Origin of the sequence: Nitrosomonas ureae, from assembly GCF_900206265.1 — a bacterium.
GTDB lineage: Bacteria > Pseudomonadota > Gammaproteobacteria > Burkholderiales > Nitrosomonadaceae > Nitrosomonas > Nitrosomonas ureae_C.
Genome location: NZ_LT907782.1, coordinates 2590458 through 2617279 on the forward strand (window position 1 = coordinate 2590458; position 26822 = coordinate 2617279).

Annotated in this window: 25 protein-coding genes; 13 read left to right on the forward strand and 12 right to left on the reverse strand. The window is 48.1% G+C overall.

Features of this window, described 5'->3' with window-relative positions; translation table 11 throughout:
- Window positions 1–20 precede the first annotated feature (20 nt).
- The 9 genes from rnpA to CPG39_RS12015 all read left to right on the forward strand — a co-directional run bounded on the left by rnpA (window position 21) and on the right by CPG39_RS12015 (window position 12309).
- Window positions 21–323, forward strand: a complete 303-nt coding sequence (gene rnpA / locus CPG39_RS11980; protein ID WP_231990450.1) for a ribonuclease P protein component — start codon at window positions 21–23, stop codon at window positions 321–323.
- 211 nt (window positions 324–534) lie between these two features.
- Entirely contained in the window at window positions 535–2463 is a 1929-nt protein-coding gene (yidC, locus tag CPG39_RS11985) for a membrane protein insertase YidC (protein WP_096293759.1), read from the forward strand.
- 212 nt (window positions 2464–2675) lie between these two features.
- Window positions 2676–4031, forward strand: a complete 1356-nt coding sequence (gene mnmE, locus CPG39_RS11990) for a tRNA uridine-5-carboxymethylaminomethyl(34) synthesis GTPase MnmE (protein ID WP_096293760.1) — start codon at window positions 2676–2678, stop codon at window positions 4029–4031.
- 99 nt (window positions 4032–4130) lie between these two features.
- Window positions 4131–6920, forward strand: coding sequence for a type I restriction-modification enzyme R subunit C-terminal domain-containing protein (locus tag CPG39_RS11995; protein ID WP_096293762.1), 2790 nt, complete (start codon window positions 4131–4133; stop codon window positions 6918–6920).
- A gap of 2 nt (window positions 6921–6922) precedes the next feature.
- Window positions 6923–8596 (forward strand): restriction endonuclease subunit S, encoded by a 1674-nt coding sequence (locus CPG39_RS14595; protein ID WP_145956239.1) that lies wholly within the window; start codon window positions 6923–6925, stop codon window positions 8594–8596.
- Window positions 8593–8730 carry a hypothetical protein gene (locus tag CPG39_RS14530; protein WP_172424120.1) on the forward strand — a complete coding sequence of 46 codons (138 nt, stop codon included), beginning with the start codon at window positions 8593–8595 and terminating at the stop codon, window positions 8728–8730. The genes CPG39_RS14595 and CPG39_RS14530 overlap by 4 nt, the downstream gene beginning before the upstream one ends.
- A 22-nt stretch (window positions 8731–8752) precedes the next feature.
- Window positions 8753–9511, forward strand: coding sequence for a PIN domain-containing protein (locus CPG39_RS12005; protein ID WP_096293764.1), 759 nt, complete (start codon window positions 8753–8755; stop codon window positions 9509–9511).
- A 36-nt stretch (window positions 9512–9547) separates the two neighbouring features.
- Window positions 9548–11026, forward strand: coding sequence for an HsdM family class I SAM-dependent methyltransferase (locus CPG39_RS12010; RefSeq protein WP_096293765.1), 1479 nt, complete (start codon window positions 9548–9550; stop codon window positions 11024–11026).
- 65 nt (window positions 11027–11091) lie between these two features.
- Window positions 11092–12309 (forward strand): RtcB family protein, encoded by a 1218-nt coding sequence (locus tag CPG39_RS12015; protein WP_096293767.1) that lies wholly within the window; start codon window positions 11092–11094, stop codon window positions 12307–12309.
- Window positions 12310–12365: 56 nt separating this feature from the next.
- Here the strand turns inward: CPG39_RS12015 and CPG39_RS12020 are convergent, their stop codons facing one another.
- A complete protein-coding gene (locus tag CPG39_RS12020) occupies window positions 12366–12839 on the reverse strand; it encodes a DUF1854 domain-containing protein (RefSeq protein WP_096293769.1) in 474 nt (157 codons plus the stop codon).
- Window positions 12840–15128 carry an ABC transporter ATP-binding protein gene (locus tag CPG39_RS12025; protein ID WP_096293771.1) on the reverse strand — a complete coding sequence of 763 codons (2289 nt, stop codon included), beginning with the start codon at window positions 15126–15128 and terminating at the stop codon, window positions 12840–12842.
- 56 nt (window positions 15129–15184) lie between these two features.
- Between CPG39_RS12025 and CPG39_RS14915 the strand changes: the two genes are divergently transcribed.
- Window positions 15185–15313 (forward strand): hypothetical protein, encoded by a 129-nt coding sequence (locus tag CPG39_RS14915; RefSeq protein ID WP_269457629.1) that lies wholly within the window; start codon window positions 15185–15187, stop codon window positions 15311–15313.
- A gap of 40 nt (window positions 15314–15353) precedes the next feature.
- On the opposite strand, the gene CPG39_RS12030 is transcribed toward CPG39_RS14915, so the two are convergent.
- From CPG39_RS12030 to CPG39_RS12040, 3 genes are read right to left on the reverse strand one after another with little or no spacing between them, the layout of a single operon-like run.
- A complete protein-coding gene (locus CPG39_RS12030) occupies window positions 15354–15713 on the reverse strand; it encodes a DUF3106 domain-containing protein (protein ID WP_096293773.1) in 360 nt (119 codons plus the stop codon).
- Complete coding sequence (locus CPG39_RS12035) at window positions 15695–16063, reverse strand: DUF3619 family protein (RefSeq protein ID WP_172424121.1); 369 nt, start codon at window positions 16061–16063, stop codon at window positions 15695–15697. The genes CPG39_RS12030 and CPG39_RS12035 overlap by 19 nt, the downstream gene beginning before the upstream one ends.
- Window positions 16060–16635, reverse strand: coding sequence for an RNA polymerase sigma factor (locus CPG39_RS12040; RefSeq protein ID WP_197702877.1), 576 nt, complete (start codon window positions 16633–16635; stop codon window positions 16060–16062). Before CPG39_RS12040 ends, CPG39_RS12035 begins: the two co-directional genes overlap by 4 nt.
- A gap of 211 nt (window positions 16636–16846) precedes the next feature.
- On the opposite strand from CPG39_RS12040, the gene CPG39_RS12045 reads away from it, so the two are divergent.
- On the forward strand, window positions 16847–17023 hold the full coding sequence (locus CPG39_RS12045; protein WP_013648457.1) for a DNA gyrase inhibitor YacG: 177 nt from the start codon (window positions 16847–16849) through the stop codon (window positions 17021–17023).
- 11 nt (window positions 17024–17034) lie between these two features.
- Window positions 17035–18156 carry a diguanylate cyclase gene (locus CPG39_RS12050; RefSeq protein ID WP_096293777.1) on the forward strand — a complete coding sequence of 374 codons (1122 nt, stop codon included), beginning with the start codon at window positions 17035–17037 and terminating at the stop codon, window positions 18154–18156.
- Window positions 18157–18166: 10 nt separating this feature from the next.
- On the opposite strand, the gene CPG39_RS12055 is transcribed toward CPG39_RS12050, so the two are convergent.
- The 5 genes from CPG39_RS12055 to CPG39_RS12075 form a co-directional block, all read right to left on the reverse strand.
- Complete coding sequence (locus CPG39_RS12055) at window positions 18167–19135, reverse strand: Nudix family hydrolase (protein ID WP_096293779.1); 969 nt, start codon at window positions 19133–19135, stop codon at window positions 18167–18169.
- Complete coding sequence (locus CPG39_RS12060) at window positions 19132–20010, reverse strand: ATP-binding protein (RefSeq protein WP_096293781.1); 879 nt, start codon at window positions 20008–20010, stop codon at window positions 19132–19134. The genes CPG39_RS12055 and CPG39_RS12060 overlap by 4 nt, the downstream gene beginning before the upstream one ends.
- A gap of 20 nt (window positions 20011–20030) precedes the next feature.
- Window positions 20031–21254: a bifunctional glutamate N-acetyltransferase/amino-acid acetyltransferase ArgJ gene (gene argJ, locus CPG39_RS12065; RefSeq protein WP_096293783.1), complete on the reverse strand. Its 1224-nt coding sequence runs from the start codon at window positions 21252–21254 to the stop codon at window positions 20031–20033.
- Window positions 21255–21290: 36 nt separating this feature from the next.
- On the reverse strand, window positions 21291–21491 hold the full coding sequence (locus CPG39_RS12070; protein WP_096293785.1) for a hypothetical protein: 201 nt from the start codon (window positions 21489–21491) through the stop codon (window positions 21291–21293).
- Window positions 21492–21662: 171 nt separating this feature from the next.
- The gene (locus CPG39_RS12075) at window positions 21663–21866 is read right to left on the reverse strand and encodes a cold-shock protein (protein WP_013648451.1); all 204 of its coding nucleotides are present in this window, start codon (window positions 21864–21866) and stop codon (window positions 21663–21665) included.
- Between the two features lie 370 nt (window positions 21867–22236).
- Between CPG39_RS12075 and CPG39_RS12080 the strand changes: the two genes are divergently transcribed.
- Window positions 22237–23694 carry a catalase gene (locus tag CPG39_RS12080; RefSeq protein ID WP_096293787.1) on the forward strand — a complete coding sequence of 486 codons (1458 nt, stop codon included), beginning with the start codon at window positions 22237–22239 and terminating at the stop codon, window positions 23692–23694.
- A 194-nt stretch (window positions 23695–23888) separates the two neighbouring features.
- Here the strand turns inward: CPG39_RS12080 and CPG39_RS12085 are convergent, their stop codons facing one another.
- A complete protein-coding gene (locus tag CPG39_RS12085) occupies window positions 23889–24278 on the reverse strand; it encodes a surface-adhesin E family protein (RefSeq protein ID WP_096293789.1) in 390 nt (129 codons plus the stop codon).
- A gap of 261 nt (window positions 24279–24539) precedes the next feature.
- On the reverse strand, window positions 24540–26348 hold the full coding sequence (locus tag CPG39_RS12090; RefSeq protein WP_096293791.1) for an AI-2E family transporter: 1809 nt from the start codon (window positions 26346–26348) through the stop codon (window positions 24540–24542).
- Between the last annotated feature and the right edge of the window lie 474 nt (window positions 26349–26822).

The following is a 26822-nucleotide window of genomic DNA, read 5'->3' on the forward strand; positions in this document are numbered from 1 at the left end:
CCTCGGAATTTTCTGCAATAATTAATTCTAAGTGTCAGATCAGTGGGGATTTACTTCAAATTTATACAAAACCGAATGGACTGGGTTACGCGCGTCTAGGGTTGATTGTTTCAAAAAAATTTGAACACCATGCAACTCGGCGTAACCGGATTAAACGTATTTTGCGAGAAACATTTCGGAGAAAACGGGGCCGCGAAAAAATAAAAGAAATGGATTGGTTAATACGATTAAGACGCCCTATGATCAAAAGTGAATCCAAAGGATTGGTCACCGAAATGCAATTAATAATGCTCGAATTAAGCGATGTTACGATTAATAATTAGCATAAAAAATTTTATCGACATTGCAAGACTCCTATCCTGGTGACTATATACCGATTCAGCTCAATTTATTCGCAATATGCATGCGAAGCATACGAAAATATCTGGCTGATATTTGGGCCACGATTGATTATATGTCATGTGCTAAGTGCATTTCCTGGAGCAAGTAGTACGTGGATAGCCTTATCGAGAAAACCAACTTGATTGAAAAATAATGGAAACAAAAAAACTTCTACTCATCATCATTTTTTCCACCTCATTACTGTTTTTGTGGGATGCCTGGCAAAAAGAATTATACCCTCCCAGCTCACAAGTAATGCCTGGAGCAACCTCAACAGAGTCTTCCAATCAACGTCATGATCCTCTGCCGGTTCCCGGAGATGAATTGGCTGCTTCAGCAGCTGAATCCAGCGCTGCTTTAGGAATAGAAGGTGTCAGTCCCTCTGTAACACCTAATCTGTTCCCTATGGGTGAAAAGATTCAGGTCAAAACGGACATGGTTATTGCTGAGATTGATACCGCGGGTGGTGATATCCGGCAACTGGGTTTGATCGAGCATCCATCCCGGGAAGATATCAATAAGCCCTACGAGCTTTTATTGGATAAAACTGCGCGGTTTCAAGTCGCCCAATCCGGACTGATTGGTGACGGATTGCCCAATCACAAAACAAAATATACCGTAGAGGACAATAAGTATTCCTATCAGCTGGAACCCGATCAGGAAAAGGTTGTGGTACGGCTCGTGGCACCCGAAACGGATGGTATACAGGTTACAAAAATATATACCTTTCATCGCGGCAGCTATGTCATTGATGTTGAATTTGAGATCGCCAATCATAGCGAAGCGGCGATCATTCCGTTTTCTTACTTCCAGATGTTGCGGGATCCTAATGAGCCCGTGGGAGCTGGTGCCTTGGTTCATTCTTATACCGGTGCCGCAATGTATACGGATGATGAAAAATTTCTGAAAATTAAATTCTCGGATTTGGATAAGAACAAAGCGGAATATCCAACCAATGCGGATAATGGATGGATAGCCATGCTGGAGCATTATTTCCTCACTGCTTGGCTGCCTGAACCCGGTTCGCCTCGGGAATATTTTGCCAAACGATTGGCTCCCAACCAATATACTGCCGGTGTTATTGCTCCTGTTGGCGCTGTGGAGCCGGATCAGGTTAAAAACATTTCGATGCCTTTTTATGCAGGTCCGCAAGAACAGAATAAATTAGCTGAATTGGCTCCAGGACTCGAGTTGACAGTAGATTACGGATGGCTGACCGTGCTAGCCAAACCGCTATTCTGGCTCCTTTCTTTTTATCATTCCTGGACGGATAACTGGGGTATCGCAATTATTCTTCTTACCCTGACGGTCAAGCTGATTTTCTTTCCGTTATCCGCCGCGGGCTATCGCTCGATGGCCAAATTGCGGGTCGTGACCCCTAAACTGCAACGTATTCGCGAACAATACGCGAGTGATCGTCAGCGTATGCATCAGGCCATGATGGAGTTTTACAAGGAAGAGAAAATCAATCCCATGGGTGGATGTTTGCCCATATTGGTTCAGATTCCCGTATTTATTGCATTATTCTGGACATTATTGGCTGCTGTCGAATTACGTTACGCGCCACTAGCGCTGTGGATAACTGATATGTCGGTACCCGATCCCTATTATGTGCTTCCAGTAATCATGGGCGTATCGATGTGGATTCAATCAAAACTTAGCCCCACCCCCGCTGATCCAATACAAGCAAAAGTAATGCAGATTATGCCGATTGCGTTCAGTATTTTCTTCTTCTTTTTCCCGGCAGGACTTGTGCTTTATTCGCTTTGCAACAATATTCTTTCCATCGCGCAACAATGGCAGATCACGCGCATGTATGAGAATAAAGCTGAGGAGGAAGCCAATAAAGATAAAAATAAGAAGAAAATTAAAAATGGTCCGGAACCCGTTAAAGAAAATCTTCAGTTGACGGCTTCTGTTGAAAATGCGGAAGCGAATATTGCTCCGGTCGAAGCGGTATCTGCAGGAAGTGCAGATAAGAATGAAAAACCGCAGATAAAGCAAACAGCTGTTTCGGGTAGAAGTAAGGCACCTGTAAAACCAAAGAGCAATTCGATTGCTAAGAAAACAAAGAAAAAATAATCATGATTGCCGGTTATCTGCTGGATAACCGGAGCGTAACCACTCATACCGTCATTACAAGATCGTTAAAAAACGTTATCGAGGCAGTTGATGCAAGGCAAAAACAGGCTCGAAATGCTCACTTATTAAGCATAAGCTGCGTTTCCTCGCCTGTTTTTATACCGCAGCAGTAACGCAGATGGTTTTTCAGCGGTCTGTTAGGGAGTTGATACATAGTTAGCCCTGATATCATTGCAGCCATTGCGACACCACCCGGGTACGGTGGAATCGGCGTAATTCGCATTTCCGGCAATAACCTGGCAAAACTCGCCCAAGTAATTCTTGGCAAGCTCCCTAAACCACGCCATGCCAGCCTTGGTAAGTTTCTGAATGCCGAGGGACAAATCGTCGATCAAGGTATTGTGCTTTATTTTCCGGGGCCTCATTCGTATACGGGTGAAGATGTGCTCGAGCTGCATGGGCATGGTGGTCCGGCGGTCATAAATTTATTACTCAAAAGCTGTCTCAGTGCTGGCGCTCGTTTAGCGCAACCCGGTGAATTTACACTGCGTGCTTATCTCAATAATAAAATCGATTTGGTTCAGGCCGAGAGCGTCGCTGCCCTCATCGAAGCCAGTACGCAGGAAGCAGCGCGCTGTGCGGTCAATTCTTTGCAGGGTCATTTCTCCGCCAGGATCGAAACACTGGTTGGTTTGTTGATCACGCTGCGGATGCTGATTGAAGCAACTCTGGACTTCCCGGAAGATGAGATCGACAACTTGAAGGCTTTGCAAATTCGCGAAAAACTGGATCATATTGTTGCGCAGTTGGAACAAACACTTTCCGGTGCACGGCAGGGCAATTTGCTGCAAGAAGGCATCCGGATCGTTTTGGCGGGAGCGCCGAATGTCGGCAAGTCCAGTTTGTTGAATCAATTGGTCGAAGAAGACGCCGCCATTGTTACGGAAATACCCGGAACCACTCGGGATACCATTCAACGCACCATTACCCTGGGCGGGATGCCAATTCATATTATAGATACTGCCGGACTGAGAGAAACCGGTGACATTGTCGAACAGAAAGGCATTGAGCGAACGCTGGCTGCGATTAAGCGCGCCAACCTGGTGCTTCGGTTGCTAGATAGCAGTCAACACCAGCCAGCCGCTCCTGATCCGATAAAACAATACATTCCTGATGACAAACCCCAAATCACCGTGTTCAACAAAATTGACTTGCGCAATGAGAATCCCAAGATGGAAGGGGATGAACATAACAGCAGCATTCATCTTTCGGCCAAAACCGGTGCAGGTATTGAATTGCTGCGACAAAAGATTTTGCACCTGGCAGGCTGGCAATTTAATCATGCCGGTGAAGGGATATTCATGGCCAGGCAGCGTCATTTGGAGGCGTTGACACAAGCAAGCGCACATTTGCAAAATGCGCTGGAATATACTGAAAACGAATACCAACTGGAGCTTATTGCCGAAGAACTTAGGTTGGCGCAAACCGCACTATCAACTATTACAGGTCAATTTACGGCGGATGACCTGCTGGGGGAAATTTTTTCGCATTTTTGCATTGGCAAATAGCTTCAATTCCGCTGCGATCCGCGAAGTTTAGCCGAGTTTAAGATATATTCAAGCGGCGTGTTATGATCAAATACTGTTTTGTCACTCAGTTGTTGTTATATGACGCTCAACCAGAATCCGGAACAAAAAGCCCGCGACCATATCGACATGCAACTCAACCAAGCGGGCTGGGTAGTTCAATCCGCCCGGAAAATCGATCTGAATGCCGGGTTAGGGCAAGCGGTACGTGAATACCAGACCGACGTCGGCCCGGCGGATTACGTGCTGTTTGTAGACAAAAAAGCGGTGGGCGTGATCGAAGCCAAAAAGGCGGATCTGGGACATAAAATCACCGAAGTGGAGCAGCAGACCGAAGGCTACGCCAGCGCCCGGTTAAAGTGGATCAGCAACACCAAAACGTTGCCGTTCCTGTACGAAAGCACCGGCATCATTACGCGCTTCACCGATGGCCGAGATCCCAAGCCGCGCTCGCGCGAAGTGTTCAATTTTCACCGCCCCGAAATGCTCAAAGCATGGATTGCGCAAGATGCCAGCCTGCGCCAGCGTTTGCAACACATTCCGTTGCTTAACCCGGATCATTTAACCGCCCATGCGCTGCATCTGCGCAACTGCCAGGAAACCGCCATTGCCAATCTGGAAATCTCATTCCGTGAAGGTCGCCCGCGCGCGTTGATTCAAATGGCGACCGGTGCGGGAAAAACTTACACCGCGATTACCGCAATGTACCGGTTGCTCAAATACGCCGATGCTCGGCGCATTTTGTTTCTGGTCGATACCCGCAATCTTGGCGAACAGGCCGAACAGGAAATGATGTCGTACGTGCCGCTCGACGACAACCGCAAATTTACCGAAATCTACGCCACGCAACGTTTGAAATCGTCTTACATTCCTACCAACAGCGTGGTTTACATTAGTACCATCCAACGGCTGTACTCGATCCTTAAAGGCAGTGAACTGGATGAAGCTACAGAGCAAATCAATCCGGCGGAATTGATGCAATCCAAAGCGCCGCTACCGGTGGTTTACAACGAAAAAGTCCCGCCGGAATTCTTCGATTTCATTTTCATCGATGAGTGCCACCGCTCGATCTATAACCTGTGGCAGCAAGTGCTGGATTATTTCGACGCCAGCCTGATCGGCCTCACTGCTACGCCGAATAACCGCACCTACGGTTTTTTCAACAAAAATGTGGTCAGCGAGTACAGCCACGAAAAAGCCGTCGCCGATGGTGTCAACGTCGGCAACGAGGTGTACCTGATCGAAACGCAGATCACGCAACAAGGTGCGCAGCTTGCCGCCAGGCAGCAAGTGGAAAAACGCGAGAAACTGACGCGCAAGAAACGCTGGGAAATGCAGGACGAAGACGAAACCTACTCCGCTACCCAACTGGATCGCAGCATCGTCAATCCAGATCAGATCCGCACCGTGATCCGCGCGTTCCGCGACAAATGGCCGGAGATCTTTCCGGACCGGCGCGAAGTGCCGAAAACATTGATCTTCGCCAAAACCGCCAGCCACGCCGACGACATCATCCAAATGGTGCGTGAGGAATTCGCCGAAAGCAACGCTTTCTGTAAGAAACTGACGTACAAAATCGACGAAGACCCCAAGTCGGTGTTGGCGCAATTCCGTAACGACTACCTGCCGCGCATCGCCGTTACCGTCGACATGATCGCCACCGGTACCGACGTGAAGCCGCTGGAATGCCTGCTGTTCATGCGCGGCGTGAAAAGCCGCAACTATTTCGAGCAAATGAAAGGCCGCGGCACGCGCACACTGGATCTGGACGATCTGAAAAAAGTCATGCCGTCCGCAGTCAGCGCCAAAACGCATTACGTCATCGTTGACGCCATCGGCGTCACCCGCTCGCTCAAAACCGCCAACCAGCCGCTCATCGCCCAGCCCAGAGTAACACTGAAAGATCTGGCAATGCGAGTGATGATGGGTGCTGCCGACGAAGATACCATCAGCTCCTTAGCCGGACGTCTGGCGCGGCTCAACAAGCAACTGGATGCTGACGACCAGCGCCGCATCCGCGATCTGGCGGGCATGGAACTTACGCAATTGGTCGGCAAATTGTTCGCCGCCATCGATGTCGACAATATCGAAGCCAAAGCACTGCAACTCTCCGCACAACCCATCGGCACTGATCCCGGCGATGCAAAAAGAGAACTTGCGCAACGGCAATTGGTCGGCGAAGCGGCTCGCGTACTGAACGGCGAACTGGTCGAACTGATCGACAGCATTCGCCGCGACAAGGAACAAACCATCGACCACGGCAACCTTGACAAATTGGTGCACGCCGGATGGGACAAAGACGCCGCCAGCCACGCACAAGCATTGACCGACGAATTCGCCGAATACTTAAGAACGCACCAAGACCAGATCACCGCGCTGACGATCTTTTTCACCCAGCCGTACCGGCGGCGCGAACTGAGTTACGCGCTGATCCGCCAAGTGCTGGATAAACTTAAAACCGATCAACCGAAGCTTGCGCCACTGCGTGTGTGGCGAGCGTACCAACAACTAGAATTCCGTCATTCCCGCGCAGGCGGGAATCCAGTCAATGAACTTACGGCACTAGTCGCGCTGATTCGCCAGGTATGTGGCTGGGACAAAACCCTAACCCCCTTCGACGACACCGTGCGCCGCAATTTCCAAAGTTGGATCATGCAACACCACGCCGGCAGCGGCGAAAAATTCAACGAAGAGCAAGTGCGCTGGCTGCACATGATCCGCGACCACGTTGCCAACTCGTTCCACATCGATCGCGACGACCTGGAAATGGCGCCGTTTGATGCTCAAGGCGGATTGGGCAGGATGCATCAGTTGTTTGGGGCGAAGATGGAGCCGCTGCTGGATGAATTGAATGAGGTGTTGGTGGGGTAAAAATGTTACAACTACAGAATGTGAAGAAATTGCCAGAAAACTGGACTACCTGTGAGCTTGATAATGTACTTTTTAAAATTAGCAATGGCGCAAACGTTATTCAGTATGAAGAAAAAGTAGGGTATCCAATTTGTAGAATTGAGACTATTTGGAACGAAAATATTGACCTCGACAGAGTCAAATACATCAAGGAAAACGGCAAAGAATTTATTGAGAAACATGCACTTCAATATGGAGACATTCTTCTCAGTCATATAAATAGCGATGCTCATCTTGGCAAAACAGGTCTATTTAAAAATCAAGTTGAAATACTAATTCACGGAATAAACATCCTTCTGATTCGTCCTGTCGAACATTTTTCCTCCGGTTTTCTGAATTATCAATTTAAGTACCTGAGAGTAAAAGGTATATTTATTGATGCCGCACAAAGAGCAGTAAACCAATCTTCAATAAATCAGAAAAAATTGAAATCATTTCAGATCGTTGTTGCTCCTCTTCACGAACAACACCGCATCGTCGCCAAAATCGAAGAACTGTTTTCCGAGCTGGACAAGGGTATCGAAAACCTGAAAACCGCCCAAGCACAGCTCAAGGTGTACCGTCAAGCATTGCTGAAACACGCATTCGAAGGCAAACTCACCGCGCAATGGCGTGCGCAGCGTCGTGTTAAACAATCCGTCGCCCCCGCGCAGGCGGGGGCCCAGTTTTTGAATGACACAAACTCCCGCCCCACGCCTTCGCGTGGGCCGGCACTGCGTGGAAATAACGAAGCAGGGAGCGGAAATGACAAACCCCTCGGAACCGCGGATGCTTTACTCAAGCATATCCAGCAAGAACGCGCACAACGTTACCAGCAACAACTCGCCGACTGGGAAGCCTCCGGCAAGCAAGGCAGCAAACCCAAACCCCCGAAATCCCTACCCTCGCTCACCGCTGAAGAATTGGCCGAATTACCTGAATTGCCGGAGGGGTGGGCTTACATACGAGTTGGCGCTGTAATTGATGATCCGACCTATGGCACTTCAAAGAAATGTGATTACGAAGTTGACGGGATAGGTGTCCTGAGAATTCCCAATGTAATTTCGGGAAAAGTTGATGCTTCCGACTTGAAATTTGCGCAATTCACTGCAGATGAAATAGCGTCATACAAATTAAACGTTGGTGACATTTTGATAATCCGTTCAAATGGCAGCGTTTCGATTGTTGGGCGATGTGCACTTGTTTCTAGCGCAGATATTGATTATTTGTATGCTGGCTACTTGATCAGATTGCGTTCGAATCTACACATTGTAGAACCGAGATTCTTGCTCAATACATTTGCACTTCACTCAGTTAGAAAGCAGATTGAACAGAAGGCAAAATCAACTAGTGGCGTGAATAACATCAATACGGGTGAGATTCAATCGTTGGTTGTTGCTCTGTGCAGTGTTGAAGAACAAAGACAAGTTCATTTGGAACTTGAATCTCGCTTATCCGAAACCGACCAACTCGACCAAACCATCACGACATCCTTACAACAAGCCGAAGCCCTGCGCCAAGCTATTCTGAAAAAAGCCTTCTCCGGCCAGTTGGTGCCGCAAGACCAGAACGACGAGTCTGCCTCGGAATTGCTGGCGCGTATTAGGGCGGGACGTGAACAATCTGACAAACCAACGCGCGGGAGAAAGGCGACATGAGCGCGGCGAGAGGCGGAAAGGCATCATCCAGGGTTGAGGATGCTATTACTGTTCGTTCAGACAAGCTGAAAGAGCTAAGAGTGGTTGTCAGTTATTGGAAGGAATTTAGTGCTGTCATCAGCAGTGCTGCCTAGTTTCGCTTGATTGTGGACACTAATGTTGTGCTGGGTGACCTTCTCTGGGCTGGTAGCTGAACGAAAGAATTCAACAGCCAAGACCGATTTGATGGAAGTTATTGAGACAGAAACGATTGACCTGTATGCACCTCCGGCGCTCTTTGATGAAGTGGAGGAACATCTACCCAAGATCGCTGCAAGAAAGGGGCTGGATATTACTCGGCTAACTGCCGAGTGGGCAAGCTACAGGATGCGGATTAAGATTGCTGAACCGGATAGCGAGAAGGTACTCGAATTAAGGGAAGGCATTGATCCGGATGATGCCGAATTCGTGGCGCTCGCGCAAACCATAGGTGCAATAGGAGTAATCAGCAAGGATAGACATATTGGGCAGATGAGGGGAAACCACATTTCTGTTGAGTGCATCACCCATCTGCGCAACTATTCGCGTGCCACGGCAATCGAGCTGAACATTAAAATTGGAGGGGTGGTATTTGCAAAGGTTGGTTATGCCGCCATTGCCGGAATATATTCAGGAAGCAAAGCGTTGATTGCGAGGGTTAGCAAAGCCCCGGATTGGGTAAAGCTGGCATTGCTTGTTGGTGGATTGTTTGTTGTGTTGCATCCCGATGCAAGAGCACGTGTTGCTAATGGTTTGAGGGTGGTATTCGAGGGCATTGCTGAGGCAACACCATTTGTCATTGAGGAAATCGCAGCAGCGATAGCACTCGCGCAACAACATAACTCAGAAGCGCAGCAGCATCATGATAATGCTATGAAGGAGCTGGGCAGAAATTAGTTGTATCGAGAGCATAATAGGACACAGGATTAATAAATGAGCGCAACCACATCGATCGTTTCCAAAGTCTGGAGTTTCTGCACCACGTTGCGCGATGACGGGGTGGGTTATGGCGACTACCTGGAACAGCTTACTTATCTGATTTTTCTGAAAATGGCGGATGAGTATGGCCAGCCACCGTATAACCGCCAAGTCGGCATTCCCGCCGAACACAACTGGCAAAGTTTGAAAGCGAAGCGTGGTGCGGAGCTGGAGGTGCATTACGTGGCGCTGCTGATGGAACTAGGCAAACTACCGGGGATGCTGGGGCAGATTTTTACCAAGGCGCAGAACAAGATTCAGGATCCGGCCAAATTGTACCGCCTGATCGACATGGTCAATGAAACCCAGTGGGTAACGATGGGTGCGGATGTCAAAGGCGATATTTACGAGGGCTTGCTGGAGCGCAACGCGGAAGATACCAAATCCGGTGCGGGGCAATACTTTACGCCGCGGGCGTTAATTAAAGCCATGGTGGCGTGCGTGCGGCCGGAGCCGGGCAAGACCATTGCCGATCCGGCGTGCGGTACCGGCGGGTTTTTTCTAGCGGTGTATGATTTTCTGGTCGCCGGGCATGCGCTGGATAAAACGCAGAAAGCGTTTCTGAAGCACGAGACGTTTTACGGCAACGAAATTGTAGCTAATACGCGGCGCCTGGCGTTGATGAATATGTTTTTGCACAACATCGGCGAGATCGATGGCGACAGCATGATTTCCCCGAATGATGGGCTAGTGGCGGATTCCGGTAAGCGCTTCGATTACGTGCTGGCGAATCCGCCGTTCGGCAAGAAAAGCGCGATGAGTTTCACCAACGAGGTAGGCGAGCAGGAGAAAGACGAGCTGACTTACAACCGGCAAGATTTCTGGGCGACGACATCGAACAAGCAGCTCAATTTCGTGCAGCATATCCGCACCCTGCTGAAAACCACTGGGAAAGCTGCCGTGGTGGTGCCGGATAATGTGCTGTTCGAGGGTGGCGCAGGCGAGACGGTACGGCGAAAATTGCTTGAGACTACCGATCTGCATACGATTCTGAGGTTGCCGACCGGTATTTTCTACGCCAATGGCGTGAAGGCGAATGTGTTGTTTTTCGATAACCGCGAGGCCAGCAAGGAGCCATGGACCAAGACGGTGTGGTATTACGATTACCGCACCAACATTCATCATACGCTGAAGAAGAAACCGTTGCGCTTCGAGGATTTACAGGATTTCATCACCTGCTATAACCCGCAAAACCGTCATCAGCGGCAGGAAACCTGGAACGAGCAGAACGCGGAAGGCCGCTGGCGCAAATACGGCTTCGATCAGATCATGGCGCGCGATAAAACCAGCCTGGATATTTTCTGGATCAAGGATAAAAGCTTGTCCGATCTGGATAATTTGCCGGAACCGGACGAATTGGTGGGCGATATTATCGAGAACCTGGAGGCCGGGCTGAATAGTTTCCGGGATATTGCGGCGACACTATCCAAGTAATGGCAAATAATTTTATAGCTTTGCATTTGAAAACATTTGTATTGATCAAGTATTAAAGGTATCGCGTGGAATATCAAGTATTGCAAGTTGAGAAGGGCAAACCGGTCAAGCTGTGGACCAGCGGCGTACCTGTCGAGGACGATGCCCGCGCACAGTTGATGAACACGGCCCGTATGCCCTTTATCTACCGGCATCTGGCGGTAATGCCGGATGTGCACCTGGGTAAGGGTTCGACCATCGGGAGCGTGATTCCCACCCAGGGCGCCATCATTCCGGCGGCGGTGGGCGTCGATATCGGCTGCGGCATGATGGCTGTGCGCACGACACTGTCAGCACAGGATTTGCCGGATCAGTTGTTTGAATTGCGCAGCGCCATCGAACGCGCCGTACCGCATGGCCGCACTTCAAAACGTAACCAGCGCGATCAAGGCGCCTGGGATACGCCGCCGGCATCAGTGGATAGCATGTGGGCGAGCCTGATTCCTGGATTTGATCGCCTTACCGGGAAATATCCGCGGCTGAAGAAAACCAATAACTACAAGCACCTGGGCACGTTAGGCACCGGTAACCACTTCATTGAGGTTTGCCTGGATCAGGTTGATCGCGTGTGGTTCATGCTGCATTCGGGTTCGCGTGGTGTCGGCAATGCCATAGGTACTTACTTCATCGAGCTGGCGCAAGCGGATATGCGTCATCACATTGCCAATCTGCCGGATCGCGATCTGGCTTATTTCGAAGAAGGCAGCAAGCATTTCGAGGATTACGTCGAGGCCGTGGGTTGGGCGCAGGATTTTGCGCGGCGTAATCGCGCGGTGATGATGCAGAATGTCATTGCTGCTGCGCGCAAGGTTATTGCCAAGCCGTTCAGAGCGGATGTGGAGGCGGTCAATTGTCACCATAATTACGTACAAAAGGAAATCCACTTCGGTGCGGAAATTCTGGTAACACGCAAAGGTGCGGTATCTGCGCAGAAAGGTGAGCTGGGCATTATTCCCGGTTCCATGGGCGCCAAAAGCTACATCGTTCGTGGCCTGGGGAATCCGGAAGCCTTCTGTTCATGTAGTCACGGCGCCGGGCGTATCATGAGCCGTAACGAAGCCAAGCGCCGTTTTACGCTTGCCGACCAGATCGCGGCAACCGCTCATGTCGAGTGCCGCAAGGATGTCAGCGTGATCGATGAGATTCCGCTGGCCTACAAGAATATCGATGCGGTCATGCAGGCGCAAAGTTCTCTGGTGGAGGTCGTCCATACCCTGAGACAAGTGGTGTGCATCAAGGGATAATCATTTGCAAACGGGAATGGAATACAAATTTCCTCGCGTCTTTTCAACACGTGTTTTCAAAGAAAATGATCCAGCAATTTACGGCTCTGGCGATCCAGCGCCAAGCGATCCTGAATCAGGAAATGAACGCCATGATTGTCGGTGATGATTAACGATGTTGCTGATAAGTGACGGATATCTTCTTCGCCCTTAAGAATAAAAGCAGTTTCGCCGCGATCCGTTTCAACCTCCCAGGTATTGGGCGTGATAAAGCCGGATATTTTCAAAACGCGTTTGATTTCCGGCATAAATTCACGATGTGCCAGCTCCGATTCAATCAGTTCCCGGTAATGCGGTGGCAAATCATCAAGCTGATTAATCCACACCAATTCATGTCCCTGTGAATCAATCAGTGCAATGCCATGATCCGGATCGGTGATTGGAAATGCCCGGATCGGCACTACGCCTTCGTGCATCACGCCGGATTGATTCATCAGAACAAGCTTTCCATACAAATTCCGGGTTAATTGGTAATTAATGATCATATTCATTTATACGCTCCCGCGGCTACTGTGCGCTTCAATCGGAGCCAGGGTCTTGTCTTCCGTATCCACATTGCGTGCCTGTGCCAGCCATAAGCGGTAGTAATAGCCTTGCTGTGTCATCAATTCAGTGTGGTTGCCGATCTCAACGATCATGCCCCGATCAAGCACGATGAGCCGGTCGGCTTCGCGCAACGTAGACAGACGATGGGCGATGGCAATCGTGGTGCGGCCACGCACCAGATTATCCAGTGCTTGTTGAATGTCTTTTTCGGTCGTTGTGTCCACAGAGGAGGTTGCTTCATCCAAAATTAGGATGCGTGGATTAATTAGAAGGGCGCGAGCAATTGAAATGCGCTGACGTTCGCCGCCTGAGAGGGCTTGCCCGCGTTCCCCCACCAGCGAATCGTAACCATGCGGCAGGCGCAGGATAAATTCATGGGCATGCGCAGCACGCGCAGCGGATACAATTTCTTCCCGAGTTGCATCGGGTTTGCCATATGCGATATTTTCAGCAATCGTGCCAAAAAACAAAAAAGGTTCTTGAAGCACCAGGCCAATATGTTTGCGATATTCAGCAATCGATAAGGTGCGGATATCATGTCCGTCGATCAGCATAACCCCTTCCGTGACATCATAGAAACGACAGATCAGATTAACCAGCGTGCTTTTCCCCGAGCCGCTGTGTCCGACCAGGCCGATCATTTCTCCCGGCTGGATAGTTAAATTGATGTCACGCACGATGCTGCGCGTTCCGTACCGGAAGGCGACATTGCGTAATTCGATCCGGCCTTGAATCGCCGGCAGATGAATGGGATCGGGTGATTCCGGGACGCTGGACACCTGATCCAGAATGTCAAAAATGCGCTTGGTGCCCGCCGCGGCTTTCTGCGTAATGGAGACGATACGGCTCATTGAGTCCAGGCGAATGTAGAAGCGGCCGATATAAGCCAAAAAGGCTGTCAGCACGCCGACGGTGATCTCGTCTTGGGAGATCTGCCAGATACCGAATACCCAAACAACCAGCAGGCCTACTTCAGTCAGCAATGTAACGGTGGGTGTGAATAATGACCAAACCCGGTTCACGCGATCGTTGACGTGTAAGTTACGCTGGTTAGCCGCATGGAAACGCGCCGCTTCTCTCTTTTCCTGAGCAAATGCCTTAACCACCCGGATGCCTGGAATGGTATCCGCAAGGACGTTATTGACTTCGGCCCAAATCCGATCGACTTTTTCAAAACCTATGCGCAGCCGGTGACGCACGCTATGAATCAACCAGAGAATAATGGGTAACGGTATCAGCGTTACCAGCGCCAGCCAGGGATTGATTGAAAGTAAAATTGCGGCAGTCATCGCAATAATGATGACATCGGTGGCGAAATCCAGTAGGTGTAACGAGAGAAACAGATTGATCCGGTCGGTTTCGGCACCGATACGCGCCATCAGATCACCGGTTCGCTTGCCTCCAAAATATTCCTGCGAAAGATTCAGCATGTGTTCGTAGGTTGCGGTACGTAAATCAGCGCCAATTCGCTCGGAAACACGGGCCAGCATATAGGTTCTGCCCCATCCTAATATCCAGGCAAGAATCGATGCGCCCAGCAAACCGGATAGGTATAGTGTCACCAGATCCGTATTGATGGGTTGACCATTTTGATAGGGTATCAGTACGTTATCCATCAGTGGCATGGTTAAATAGGGTGGCACCAAGGTTGCAGCCGTGCTGCATAAAGTCAGCAGAAGCCCAATGAGCAAACGCCCTTTATAGGGCTTCGCAAAACGCCACAAGCGAAATAAAGTCCAGGTTGAAGGGGGAGTATGATTTTGTTTCTCGCAGACTGTACATTCTTCTTCGGAAAATAAATATATAGAACAACTTGGACACTGTGCTAGCGTATCGGAGGATGACGGGAGCTTACCGGTAAGATGATAGCCTCGTTGTTCAGTGAAGCAATGAATCAAACGGCTTACTGCAGCATCGTTACCCAGGCGATAACGCCAAAATGAAAGTCGTGCATGCGGATCATATAACTCTAAGCAGCCAATGCCTGCATAATCGCGTTGCGTTAATGACAATCCGTTGCGATAGTGCCATGCTTGCCATGCTTCATCGCCAAGCATTTTGGCCAGTAAGCGTTTATTGGTTACCACGATCAACCCTGGTGAGAAATGCAGCTGGGTATCGAGCTCGATTGGGAGCCAGGCCAGTATAGTTTCTTGATCGATTAATTGTGCTGTAATTTCATCGGCCCAACTGATGGAAGGATGACTGAGAGATGAATAATCAGTTCGCTGCATGAACTAAACGGCGAAGAAGACAAGATAAAAATTATCTTGTAGGAAACAAGTGACGGGTGCGGATTTCAAATGGAATGATCGCTGTTGCTGCTGATAGAAACGGTTTTGTTGATGAATTAGAGGCTGCTTTTTTCATGCTTGATAAACAGGATGAACGAGCTTTGCGCGATGAAACAGGCTGGTGACACCAAAAAACGGGAGATCTTTCAGGCCTCCTAGCAACGGTTAGTTATCCTGCCAGCGTTGCTTGATTTCTTGCCTTTTCTGGGCGGGCAGCTGTTCCATTTTTTTGTAAATTTCACGCACTTGCTTTCTTTGTTCGGAAGTCAAAGCATGCCAGCTTTGCATTTGTGATTGTATACGGTGCTGTTCCTTCAGACTCATTTTGGGATAGCGTTTTGCAATGCCGAGCCATTTTTTCTTTCTCTCCAGTTTCATGACATTCCAATCTTCCGCCAGGGGTCCCAGAATTTCTTGCTGTTGATTTGTCAGATCTTTCCAGTCGAGCTGATGCGAATCGGCCAGGACTTCAGTAGTGAAGAAAAAAAATATCCCGCATAAAGTGATTAATCGATATCCAGCCATTTCTCAAGCTCATTATCAATGTAAGCATCCACTGGCAAATCATCGGCCAGTATCAAGGTATCAATCGCTGCATTATTTTCATGCTCAGCAAATTGGGTCAGCATGATATTCATCAAAATATATATTGCGGTTAACAATAATAATAGCTTTCCACCGGTTGAGTATCCGCCGTGTCTGCCATAAACTGAGATATTGCGGCCTGAATTCATGAGTTTTGATTCCGGCTCGCATTGCTCCAGGGCAGCTTGACGTGCCGATTGCAGCTGGTACAGTGTGCTTTGTTTGATAGTTTCATCGCTACTTTGGTCTAACAATCGGGCAATGCTTTTTCCAAATTCCTGCTCGTTCACAATTTCACTCCTTTTGCTTTGAGTATTGTAGCTAATGTATGTGTTGCTCGTGAACAATGTGTTTTTACACTTCCTTCCGAACAGTTCATAATTATAGCAGTCTCCGCCAAACTCATTTCTTCCCAATAACGCAGTATAAAAGCTTCGCGTTGACGTAACGGAAGCGTTTTTATCGCTTCTTCAATTAACTGGATCAACTGAGCTTTCTCAAGTTGGGTACCGGGATCGTTGGATTCCTGTTTTATCGGTAAAGTTTCGAGAATATCGAAGTCTTCATGATTTTTATCCCGGTCATCAGGCGTAAATGATGAAAACAAAGAAGTCCATAGTGAGCGGATTTTTTGCCTTCGGTAGTAATCCCGGATGGTATTTTGCAGTATACGTTGAAACAAAAGCGGTAGTTCTTCGATTGGTTTCGCTGCGTACTTTGCCGCGAGCTTCATCATGGAGTCCTGGACGATGTCGAGTGCTACATGCGTATCTTGCACTGCAAATAAAGCTTGCTTATAAGCACGTCTCTCGATTTCAATCAAAAAATCCGAGAGTTCTTGTCGAGTAGCCAGGATTGTCAACCTTTAGATAAGTATTCAAGAGTAAGTCAGAAAAGTTTAATCTAACGTATGTAAAATTTTTGTAAAATGCATAGCCGAATATTACGTTGACAACTTTTTCTTGCCATCTGCTACATTAGTAAAAATAGTCTGAATAACAATAATCTAACTTTTCATTGCCAAAATAGGGTGATTGCCTTATTGTCTGTTATCAATGTAAGGATTTTCTTTCATGCAACAGCGTAAAGTTAACTGTCCACAATGTGGGGAAAAAGTAATTTGGGAAGCTGCTAGTCGTTTCAGGCCCTTTTGTTCAGAGCGATGCAAAACAGCGGATTTGTCACAATGGGCTCAAGAATCTTACCGAATTCCGGAGCCTGCGAATACTCGGGAAGAAAAAAATAACTGAGCCTGTAGAGAATGGATGAATCGGTTTATGATAAGAATCGTGAGTTACAGCGTAAGCTGGATCATTTCATCAAACAGGCCAGAGTCAATGAAAAAAAACAGGAGTTATACGAAACTTTTGGTTTTGAGATCATTGGCGCCAGCACCCCTAAACAGTTACGCGATTTACTGCTATCTCAAAGTATTGTGCGATTCCAACTCCTGGATATGGTGCTGTGTCTCGTGGACCATCACAAAGATGCTGATCGCTTATTTTTTGAACATGACGAAGAAGCGCGTTTAGATTGTGCCAATAAGTTATTGATTCTTGACGTTATCAACGATGCGGAGATCATTCAGTCATTCATCGTCAATCCGATGCTGGGAACCGAGGCGCTAAAAAAATATCGATGGATGATCAATGGGTTAAAATCATCGGATCAAATTAAAAGTGCGGCTTTTTTACCATTGTGGCGCAGTAATCAGGTTATTGGTGCAATGATGCTGCTGAGCCAGGATCCTCATCGTTACCAAAAGGATATTGGGACTTTTTTTTTGCAAAAACTATCCGCCATGACAGCGGTTGCAATAGAAAACTGCTTCAATCAGCAGAGAATCAAGGAAATCAGTTATCAGGATGCGCTAACGCAAGCTTACAACCGGCGTTATTTCGATCTGCGCCTTAAAGATGAAATTGCCCGATGTATCCGCTGGAATGATGATTTAATCTGCATGTTTCTCGATGTCGATCACTTCAAGAAAATCAATGATAGCCATGGTCACCAAACAGGTGATTCGGTATTAAGACACATGGTGAGTCTGATCAAGGAGCAAGTAAGATCCTGCGATATTGTAGCCCGTTATGGCGGAGAAGAATTCGTCGTGGCACTGCCTTCAACGGCCTTGCATGCTGCACATGAAATTGCTGAGCGATTACGCAAAGCAATTTGTTCCTCGGCGATTATTCTTTATGACAAGCAACTCAATATCTCGGTATCCATAGGCATGGCCAGTCTGCGAGACTTACCGGTTGCACTGCAGCAAGATGCTGGTTTTATCTGCACGACTCTTCTGGAAAGAGCGGATAAAGCCCTATATGAAGCTAAAGAAGGTGGAAGAAACCAGGTGGTTGTGTATACCAATCCGATTTTATAGAGAATTATGATTATGTGATTCCGCGCATCATGGCAATACCCTGTGCACCCCTTTCCTGCGCAATGATCAAGTCTTCCGAACTGAGTCCGCCCAGTGCATAAACCGGCAACGAGTAGTCGCGAATGATCGAGGCGAACTTGCGCCAACCCAACGGCGGTAATCCCGGATGACTTAAGGTCGATTGAACCGGCCCCAACACAACAAAATCAAGCCCTAACAGCTCGGCTGCATAGAGTTCTTCGGCATTGTGACAGGATGCGCCGCATAACCCATATTCCGGACCGGGGCGGCATGATAGTGCCATCAATTGCGCTGATGTCAAATGTACGCCATCGGCGCCGGTCTCGCGCGCCAGCCCGGCATCGCTATTGATCAGAACTTTCGCTTGATGAGCGCGTGCCAGTGCCAGCACTTTTTCCGCAAATTCACGCAACTTATCTTTCTCCATTTGCTTTTCGCGAATTTGCAGTAAGCGCAAACCGTTTTGCAATGCGCGATCAATCTGCTGCAAGGCTGATTCCAGCCCGATCTCGCTTGCGCGGGTGATGGCATAAAATGGTGGCAGCAACAATGCCTGCAAAATCGGCCCATTCGCCGGCAAAATGGGAGCAACTGCAATTTCTTGAGGCATCTGCCAGGATACAGTCTGCATTTCTCTGGGTATCAATTTGCCTTCCCATTCCACCACGCGAAAAAAATGCAGCCGTACAGTCGCGTGCGCATAGGCGAAAATGCGTGATATCCAGGGCTGGGCATAATGGACATGGATACCCAATTCTTCCCATAGCTCACGCTCCAGTGCGTGCAATAAGGATTCACCCGGTTCAACCTTGCCACCGGGGAACTCCCAGTAGCCCGAATATACTTTGCCCTCCGGTCTCTGTGCCAGCAGAAACCGGCCATCCGGTTGCAGAATGATTGCAGCGACAACTTCGACGATAGGAATGAATTCAGGGCTGGGAAGGGTGATATGACTCATGGGATTTTGCCGCTGACCGACTGTGTTCTTCCCGCCCAATCCCGTGCAAACTGCCAGGCCACGCGTCCGCTACGCGATCCGCGCTGCAACGCCCATTGTAATGCTTCGGCGCGAGTCTGCGGAGTCAGCTTGCTGATACCGAAATAAACCAGCCAGCCATGCACAATCTCCAAATACTGATCCTGATCGAACGGATAAAAAGACACCCATAAACCAAAGCGCTCCGACAATGAGATTTTTTCCTCGACAGTTTCGCTCGGATGTACCTCCTCGCCGATATGCCGCGTATCCAGATTGTCGTGCATGAACTCCGGAACCATATGGCGCCGGTTCGACGTCGCATAGATCAACACATTATCGGAAACCGTGGCAATCGAACCATCCAGCACCACTTTAAGGGCTTTATAACCCGGCTCGTCGGTTTCAAACGATAAGTCATCGCAAAACAAAATAAAACGTTCCGGGCGTTGATAAATTCTTTCGACGATGTCATGCACATCGATCAGATGATGCTTTTCCACTTCGATCAGGCGCAGTCCGTCCTCAGCGTATTGGTTCAGCAATGCCTTGATCAATGACGATTTGCCGGTGCCGCGTGCACCCGTCAACAGTACATTGTTGGCCGGAAATCCTTGCACGAACTGGCGTGTATTCTGATCGATGCGCTGTTTTTGATCATCAATGCCGCATAATGCATCCAGCGTAATCCGGTGTGGATGTGTCACCGGCTGAATAAATCCGGAGTTTCCTTGCCTGCGCCATCGAAAAGCTACCGCTGCTTGCCAATCCGGTTGCGGATGATTTACCGGCAGGAAATGCTCCAAGCGATCCAACAGCTTGTTCGCACGCTTATACAGTTTATTCCGATCACTCATGATGTTAACCCCATGGTCTGTCAGCTGCGGTAACTTGCATTAATCTTGACATAGTCATACGAAAAATCGCACGTCCATACCGTGGTTGAAGCCGCGCCACGGTTGAGCATGACACGGATGGTGATTTCAGCCTGATGCATCACGCGCTGACCGTCTTCTTCGCGGTAATCCGCCGCGCGGCCGCCTTTCTCCGCTACCAGCACGTCATCCAGATAAAGCTGAATGCCATCGACATCCAGATTATCGATGCCGGTATAACCGATGGCTGCCAGAATACGCCCCAGATTGGGATCGGACGCGAAGAATGCGGTTTTGACCAGCGGCGAATGTGCAATTGCATACGCCACTTTGGCGCATTCCTCCTTGCTTTGGCCGTCTTCGACTTGCACGGTAATGAATTTGGTTGCGCCTTCGCCATCGCGCACGATCATTTTCGCCAACTCGGTGGCAACGGCGGTGATGGCCTCCTGTAATTGGCAGAATTCCTCGGTGTGGGGATTAACAATTTCTGGGTTACCAGCTTTTCCGGTTGCCATCACGATGAATGCATCGTTGGTCGAGGTGTCGCCATCCACGGTAATGCGGTTGAACGAGCGATCCGCCGCATGCTGTACCAGCTTTTGCAGCATCGGCTGACTGATGGTTGCATCAGTTGCGATATAGCCTAGCATGGTTGCCATATTGGGACGGATCATGCCGGAACCCTTGGAGATGCCGGTGATCGTCACGGTTTTGCCTTTGATCTGAACTTGCTTCGAGGCCGCTTTGGGGACGATATCCGTGGTCATGATCGCATACGCTGCATCGAACCAGTTATTGGCTTTACGGTTTTCCAGTGCCGCCGGCAATCCCTGGACGATCCGATCCACCGGCAGCGGTTCCATAATTACACCGGTTGAGAACGGCAACACCTGTTGCGGTGCAAGGCCCAATAGCCCGGCCAACGCCGTGCATGTCGTTTGCGCATTGAGAATGCCGGATTCACCGGTTCCGGCATTGGCATTACCGGTGTTGATTATCAGCGCGCGTACCGATTGCACCAGATGCCGCTTGGCCACGATGACCGGCGCGGCGCAAAAACGGTTCTGCGTAAACACCCCGGCGACTCTCGCGCCCTCGTCCAGCACTATCACCAGCAAATCCTTGCGATTCGCCTTCTTAATGCCGGCTTCGGCAATGCCGAGGGACACACCCGCAACGGGCAGCAGTTGTTCAGTAGTTAAGGGAGGAATATTGACAGGCATAGCACAACTCACCATAGGGATTGAAATGCCGCTATGCTACCGCAATCCGGATCGGTTTTCAGGAATTCCGCGTAAATTCCGATGATCGCCCGCAGTACCCCGGCGCATCCATTCCAATCTTCCTCCTTTTTTATTCAATTGGTTGCTGTAAGCATGAGACTTACCCACCAAGAGAAGCTCGATATCATCAAACTGCGGGAAGCCGATAAGGTGCTGCTTAACCCATATGGACTCCATAATGACGGAACACATCAATTTTGTTTATATCAATGAGGAAAGTTTCAAACATTATCAGCCTAAAACTTTTATCGAACTGATAAACAATTTTACTGCTTATAAGAATTAGAGAGATGCCATAATTAAAAAAGCCCGACCGTAAACGGTCGGGCTTTTTTAATTAATCTACATTTATTGCGGTACGATATTGGATGCTTGTTTACCTTTGGGGCCAGTTGTGATATCGAAGGTAACACGCTGAGCTTCTCGGAGTGATTTGTAACCACCGCTGCTGATTGCAGAGAAATGAGCAAATATGTCTTCTCCGCCGTCATCCGGGGTGATAAAACCAAAACCTTTAGAATCATTGAACCATTTTACTGTACCTGTTGCCATATCTATTTCCTTAATAATTAATAATTTATGTTGCAACCATGAGAATCCATGGTAGTCATCGAATATCAAGGAAAAAGCTCAAGCAATCGCATCACATTTCACAACTTGAATCCAAAAGACCCGTATACGATACACGTTTATTGACAAAGTTCAAGCCTTTATTATTTTGATTCCCATCATGAAGATTCAATCTTCATGATGGGAATTCATAATGCTATGATTATAATTAGTTAACTACGAGGCTGACTGGGTGCTTAACGATTGAATACCGGCAGAGTGAAACAATATGACCGAAGAGGTTTGCCTGAATCGATTGTCTATGTGGTTTGAATAACTGAAAATTATTGATCCATATTAAAAGGAGACTGTTATGAGTGATTCAAAAAAATTGACCACGGCCGCTGGTGTGCCTGTACCCGATAATCAGAATACCATGACGGTCGGGCCACGAGGCCCCGCTTTGCTGCAGGATGTATGGCTGCTCGAGAAGCTGGCGCATTTCGATCGCGAAGTGATTCCTGAACGGCGCATGCATGCAAAAGGTTCCGGTGCTTACGGCACGTTCACTGTGATACACGATATCACCCGGTACACGCGGGCTAAAATTTTTTCGCACATTGGCAAAAAAACCGATTTGTTCGCGCGTTTCACTACAGTTGCCGGTGAGCGTGGTGCGGCAGATGCCGAGCGCGACATCCGTGGTTTCGCGGTTAAATTTTATACTGAGGAAGGCAACTGGGATATGGTCGGGAATAATACGCCGGTGTTCTTCATGCGTGATCCCCTGAAGTTCCCCGACTTGAATCATGCTGTGAAGCGTGATCCGCGTACCAACATGCGCAGCGCAAAGAACAACTGGGATTTCTGGACTTCGTTACCGGAAGCGTTGCACCAGATCACCATTGTCATGTCTGACCGCGGCATTCCAGCCAGTTATCGCACCATGCATGGTTTTGGTTCGCACACCTTTAGTTTTATCAACGCTGGTAACGAACGTTTTTGGGTTAAGTTCCATTTTAAGAGCCAGCAAGGCATCAGGAATCTGACCGATGCAGAAGCCGAGGCGATTATTGGCAAAGATCGCGAAAGTCATCAACGTGATCTGTATGAAGCTATCGAGCGGGGTGACTTTCCGAGGTGGGTATTGCAAATACAGATTATGCCGGAAGCTGCTGCATCCCAACTGCCATACAATCCGTTTGACCTGACCAAGGTATGGCCGCACAAGGATTTTCCGCTGATTGAAGTGGGCGTGATGGAACTCAATCGCAATCCGGAGAATTTTTTCGCCGAAGTTGAGCAATCAGCTTTCAATCCGGCTAACGTTGCGCCAGGTATCAGCTTTTCACCCGATAAAATGCTGCAGGCCCGTCTTTTCTCCTATGGCGATGCGCAGCGCTACCGGCTTGGTGTCAATCATCACTTGATCCCGGTGAATGCTCCGCGCTGTCCGTTTCACAGTTATCATCGTGATGGTCAGATGCGCGTCGACGGTAATCATGGTGCTACGCCCGGCTATGAACCCAATAGCTATGGCGAATGGCAGGAGCAACCGGATTTTCGTGAGCCGCCTTTGTCTGTTGAAGGCGCCGCCGATCATTGGAATCATCGTGAAGATACCGACTACTATTCGCAACCCGGCGCTTTATTTCGTTTGATGACGCCGATGCAGCAACAAGCTTTGTTTACCAACACGGCTAAGTCGATCAGTGGTGCTCCACGCGAGATTCAGATTCGCCATATCCGCCATTGCCTTAAGGCTGATCCCGCTTATGGAAAAGGTATTGCTGATGCGTTGGGTATTCCGTTATTGGATGTTACTGATTAGAGTCAGGCGAGAGCGGCTCACGGGGGAAGTCATCGAGGTAAGCTCTCGCACGCAGGCAGCAAATAAAACGATATACGTGTTAACGGACTACCTGACGGAATTTAATTCGTAAAATCGGGAAAGATTGCCCGCTACCGGAAATTTACTTTCTGTTCAATCGTAGGGATTACAATTGATGACTTCTCAGCAATAGATCAATTGTTACAGGCTACTTTCCATTCTGCTTCATCGACGCTATCCGGCGGGACCGGTACCCACTTTTGCGGTTGATTGTAGGAGCGGATCAGATCGCCGCCTTCCATATTCCAGCTGAAAAACTTGTAAGCCAGTTTGCGCATTTGCTTTTGTTTACAATCGTACTCGCGGCGGATTCTTTCTGATAAATATTCAACACCGGAGGTTTTCTGCACGGTTTGGTAATCAAATAAAGCCCACATTTTGGCGCGGTCTCCAGCCTTTTGGATCGAAGCTACGTCGGCGTAGGCGGTATAGCCTCCATTGAGGCTGCTCTCACCTACTTTGGTCCATTCCGCCATCGCGCTAGTGCTGATCAGAGTCATTGTCAAAGCTAATAGTTTTATCATGTATTTTCGATTTTGTTTATTATCAGTCGGATTGTGTGAAGCGTAGTAAGCTCAATAGTACCGCTAATTTAATAACAATCATAGCGCATACCTCAGTATTATTTTTGCGCTGGTTTTCTCTCAAGACCTTTACTTTTAACACGCTGTCATGACCTTGGTAACGCGCATTGTCGGGGCCAGGAACGCGTGTCCAGAAAGAATTTATTGGCAATAAATCAGCATCTCATCAGCCGGATCGTTTCTGTGAACTTGAGTTGCCTTCTACTTAGCGATTGATAAATCAAGAAGATCCAATTTTTCGAGCTCTATGATAGTCTCTTGAAGCGTGTTGGTAACTCGATTGGCTCCCACCGCTTGTAGTTTATTAGAGTTATTCTTGATAGATTGAGGGTCGTTTATACCGAATCTGCTGGCAACGATGACTATCTCCGGAAATCGTGCACGTATGCGTTTGCAAAGATAGATTGTATGCGCTAGATCGCCTGGATAAACTGACGCGATAACGGCAATACTGGCTTTTAATTGTTCAATGATTGTTAGCGTTTCAGTTGCAAGCCCTAATGAATTAAGTTGATGGCACTCAAAATCTTCATGGGGTATTGATTTAATTAGTATTTGTGCTGCCAGATCATCAATCGAATCTCGTGCTGGAATGACTAAAATAATATTGCGCTGAGTCTGTTCTTGCTTTTCATTTTCTTTGGTTTCTTCTTCATAATCTTTAATAACTGCTGTTAAATTATCGACTAATTCATTTTGTTCATCGGTATCAATTTTACCGTGGCGTAAATCGATTCTGGTCTGCATTAATGCGGGAATGGCTAAACTGTCGAATGCTTGTACTAAGGTATGATCAGTATCAGAAAGGTGTTTTTCAACTATGTCAGAGGCTTCATCGATGTCATCGGCTAATAATCGTTGATAAAAGCGCTGTCCGGCTGACAGGGTGGGACGGTCGCCGAGCAGTGTATCCAGAAAACCTAAATAAGGAACATATCGGCCCAGCACTACGATACAAACAGTCAGCGGTGAAGCGAGGATAAGGCCGATAGGCCCCCACAGCCATGTCCAAAACGCGACGCAAACCAGTAAAGCTGCCTGGGATACACCGATGCCACGACCATAAAGCATAGGTTCGATGATCATATTGGTTATCAGCTCAAGTACGCAGAACATTGCGAGCACCATTATCGCCAATGACCAATCCGGTGAGAGCAGTAAACTCAGCGTAATGGGCAGGATTGCAGTCAGCCATGCACCGAGATAGGGAATATAACGTAACAGCGCCCCGAAGAATCCCCATAACGCTGCATAAGGAACGCCGAGTAACCATAAACCTAGAGCCACTGCGATGCCGTATCCTAAATTTATCAGCAATTGCATCAGTAAATACCTGCTGACGCGTTCACCCGCATCTTCGAATGCTCGGGTTGTGTGGGCCAATTGTTCTACACCGATTAACGAAATGACACGATCGCGTAAATCTTCACGATTGAGCAGCATAAAGCAAACCAGCACAATGATTAATCCCGCGTTAGCCAGTGGTTCCAGCATCGGGCCAAAAACAGACCACAATTGTGAAAGCTGAAAGGGGCCATCATCTACAATACGTACGGGTTGAGCTTCAATTTTTTCTTTTTTGTCGGCAGGGATGGGTAAGTTGTCTTCAATTGCCGGATTATTTGTCAATTTCTCGGTGATACGTTCTGTTACAACCTGCAACTTGTCTAATATCCCATCACGGTCGCGCTCGGTGATTTGATTGAGCTTGGATAAAATATTGTTTTCATATTGGGGATAGGTATCCAATAAGCTTCCAATTTGGCTGGTTACCCCCCAAATTGCCCCCACAATGCTGCTTAATGCCAGTGAAGCGGCTAGGGCGACCGCTACGACTCTGGCGACACCATGCTGCTGTAGCCATGCTACGATCGGTGTAAGTAAAAAAGTTAAGAGAATCGATAATGCAACAGGAATAACGATTATCCTGGCCCAATAAAGGAAGCCCAGCACTAATGCCAGAGCGATTAGCATTGATACGTTATTGGTAACCAAAAGATTTTTTTTCATATTACTTCTTTTTCATGTACCGAGAGGCTGGGGATTTGAATTTATGCGGGCAAAGCGTTACTTACATAATAATACAGTCTGCTAGTCTAGAGCCTAAAAATCCTACTGAGATATGATAAGAGACCTTTGCACGGTTACTACGCGGCACGATAATTGCGTTAAAAATTCGCGAAAAATGCTCATTTACCCCGTGTAAACTCCGCTTTTTCGCAAATTTTTGCCTTATTCTCGTACCGCTCATGACACCGTGCAAAGGTCTCGATAAGTAGATTGCATTAAAAGGCGTTTCCTATCCGAGCAAAGCTAGTAACGTGCTCCTCAGTTCAATTGCTATCTTTTTGTTAAAATAAATTTGTTTCTCCTCAGTTTCTAAGGTCGAATTTAGTCAATTATTGTCAGATTAAATTTTGGAATTCAAATCAAATTAAGTTATTAAAATTAAAAATTTAAAATTTGAACCTATCGCTGACTAGA

Coding starts and splice junctions, on each gene's coding strand:
- argJ (WP_096293783.1), bottom strand. CDS start 21,254: ATGCCTGTCAATATTCCTCCCTTAACTACTGAACAACTGCTGCCCGTT.
- CPG39_RS12090 (WP_096293791.1), bottom strand. CDS start 26,348: ATGAAAAAAAATCTTTTGGTTACCAATAACGTATCAATGCTAATCGCT.
- CPG39_RS12085 (WP_096293789.1), bottom strand. CDS start 24,278: ATGATAAAACTATTAGCTTTGACAATGACTCTGATCAGCACTAGCGCG.
- CPG39_RS12070 (WP_096293785.1), bottom strand. CDS start 21,491: ATGGAGTCCATATGGGTTAAGCAGCACCTTATCGGCTTCCCGCAGTTT.
- CPG39_RS14595 (WP_145956239.1), top strand. CDS start 6,923: ATGTTACAACTACAGAATGTGAAGAAATTGCCAGAAAACTGGACTACC.
- CPG39_RS12005 (WP_096293764.1), top strand. CDS start 8,753: ATGTTGTGCTGGGTGACCTTCTCTGGGCTGGTAGCTGAACGAAAGAAT.
- CPG39_RS12045 (WP_013648457.1), top strand. CDS start 16,847: ATGCAACAGCGTAAAGTTAACTGTCCACAATGTGGGGAAAAAGTAATT.
- CPG39_RS12075 (WP_013648451.1), bottom strand. CDS start 21,866: ATGGCAACAGGTACAGTAAAATGGTTCAATGATTCTAAAGGTTTTGGT.
- yidC (WP_096293759.1), top strand. CDS start 535: ATGGAAACAAAAAAACTTCTACTCATCATCATTTTTTCCACCTCATTA.
- CPG39_RS12025 (WP_096293771.1), bottom strand. CDS start 15,128: ATGCAGCGAACTGATTATTCATCTCTCAGTCATCCTTCCATCAGTTGG.
- CPG39_RS12080 (WP_096293787.1), top strand. CDS start 22,237: ATGAGTGATTCAAAAAAATTGACCACGGCCGCTGGTGTGCCTGTACCC.
- CPG39_RS12055 (WP_096293779.1), bottom strand. CDS start 19,135: ATGAGTCATATCACCCTTCCCAGCCCTGAATTCATTCCTATCGTCGAA.
- CPG39_RS12010 (WP_096293765.1), top strand. CDS start 9,548: ATGAGCGCAACCACATCGATCGTTTCCAAAGTCTGGAGTTTCTGCACC.
- CPG39_RS12030 (WP_096293773.1), bottom strand. CDS start 15,713: ATGGCTGGATATCGATTAATCACTTTATGCGGGATATTTTTTTTCTTC.
- CPG39_RS12050 (WP_096293777.1), top strand. CDS start 17,035: ATGGATGAATCGGTTTATGATAAGAATCGTGAGTTACAGCGTAAGCTG.
- CPG39_RS11995 (WP_096293762.1), top strand. CDS start 4,131: ATGACGCTCAACCAGAATCCGGAACAAAAAGCCCGCGACCATATCGAC.
- CPG39_RS12060 (WP_096293781.1), bottom strand. CDS start 20,010: ATGAGTGATCGGAATAAACTGTATAAGCGTGCGAACAAGCTGTTGGAT.
- CPG39_RS14530 (WP_172424120.1), top strand. CDS start 8,593: ATGAGCGCGGCGAGAGGCGGAAAGGCATCATCCAGGGTTGAGGATGCT.
- CPG39_RS12020 (WP_096293769.1), bottom strand. CDS start 12,839: ATGAATATGATCATTAATTACCAATTAACCCGGAATTTGTATGGAAAG.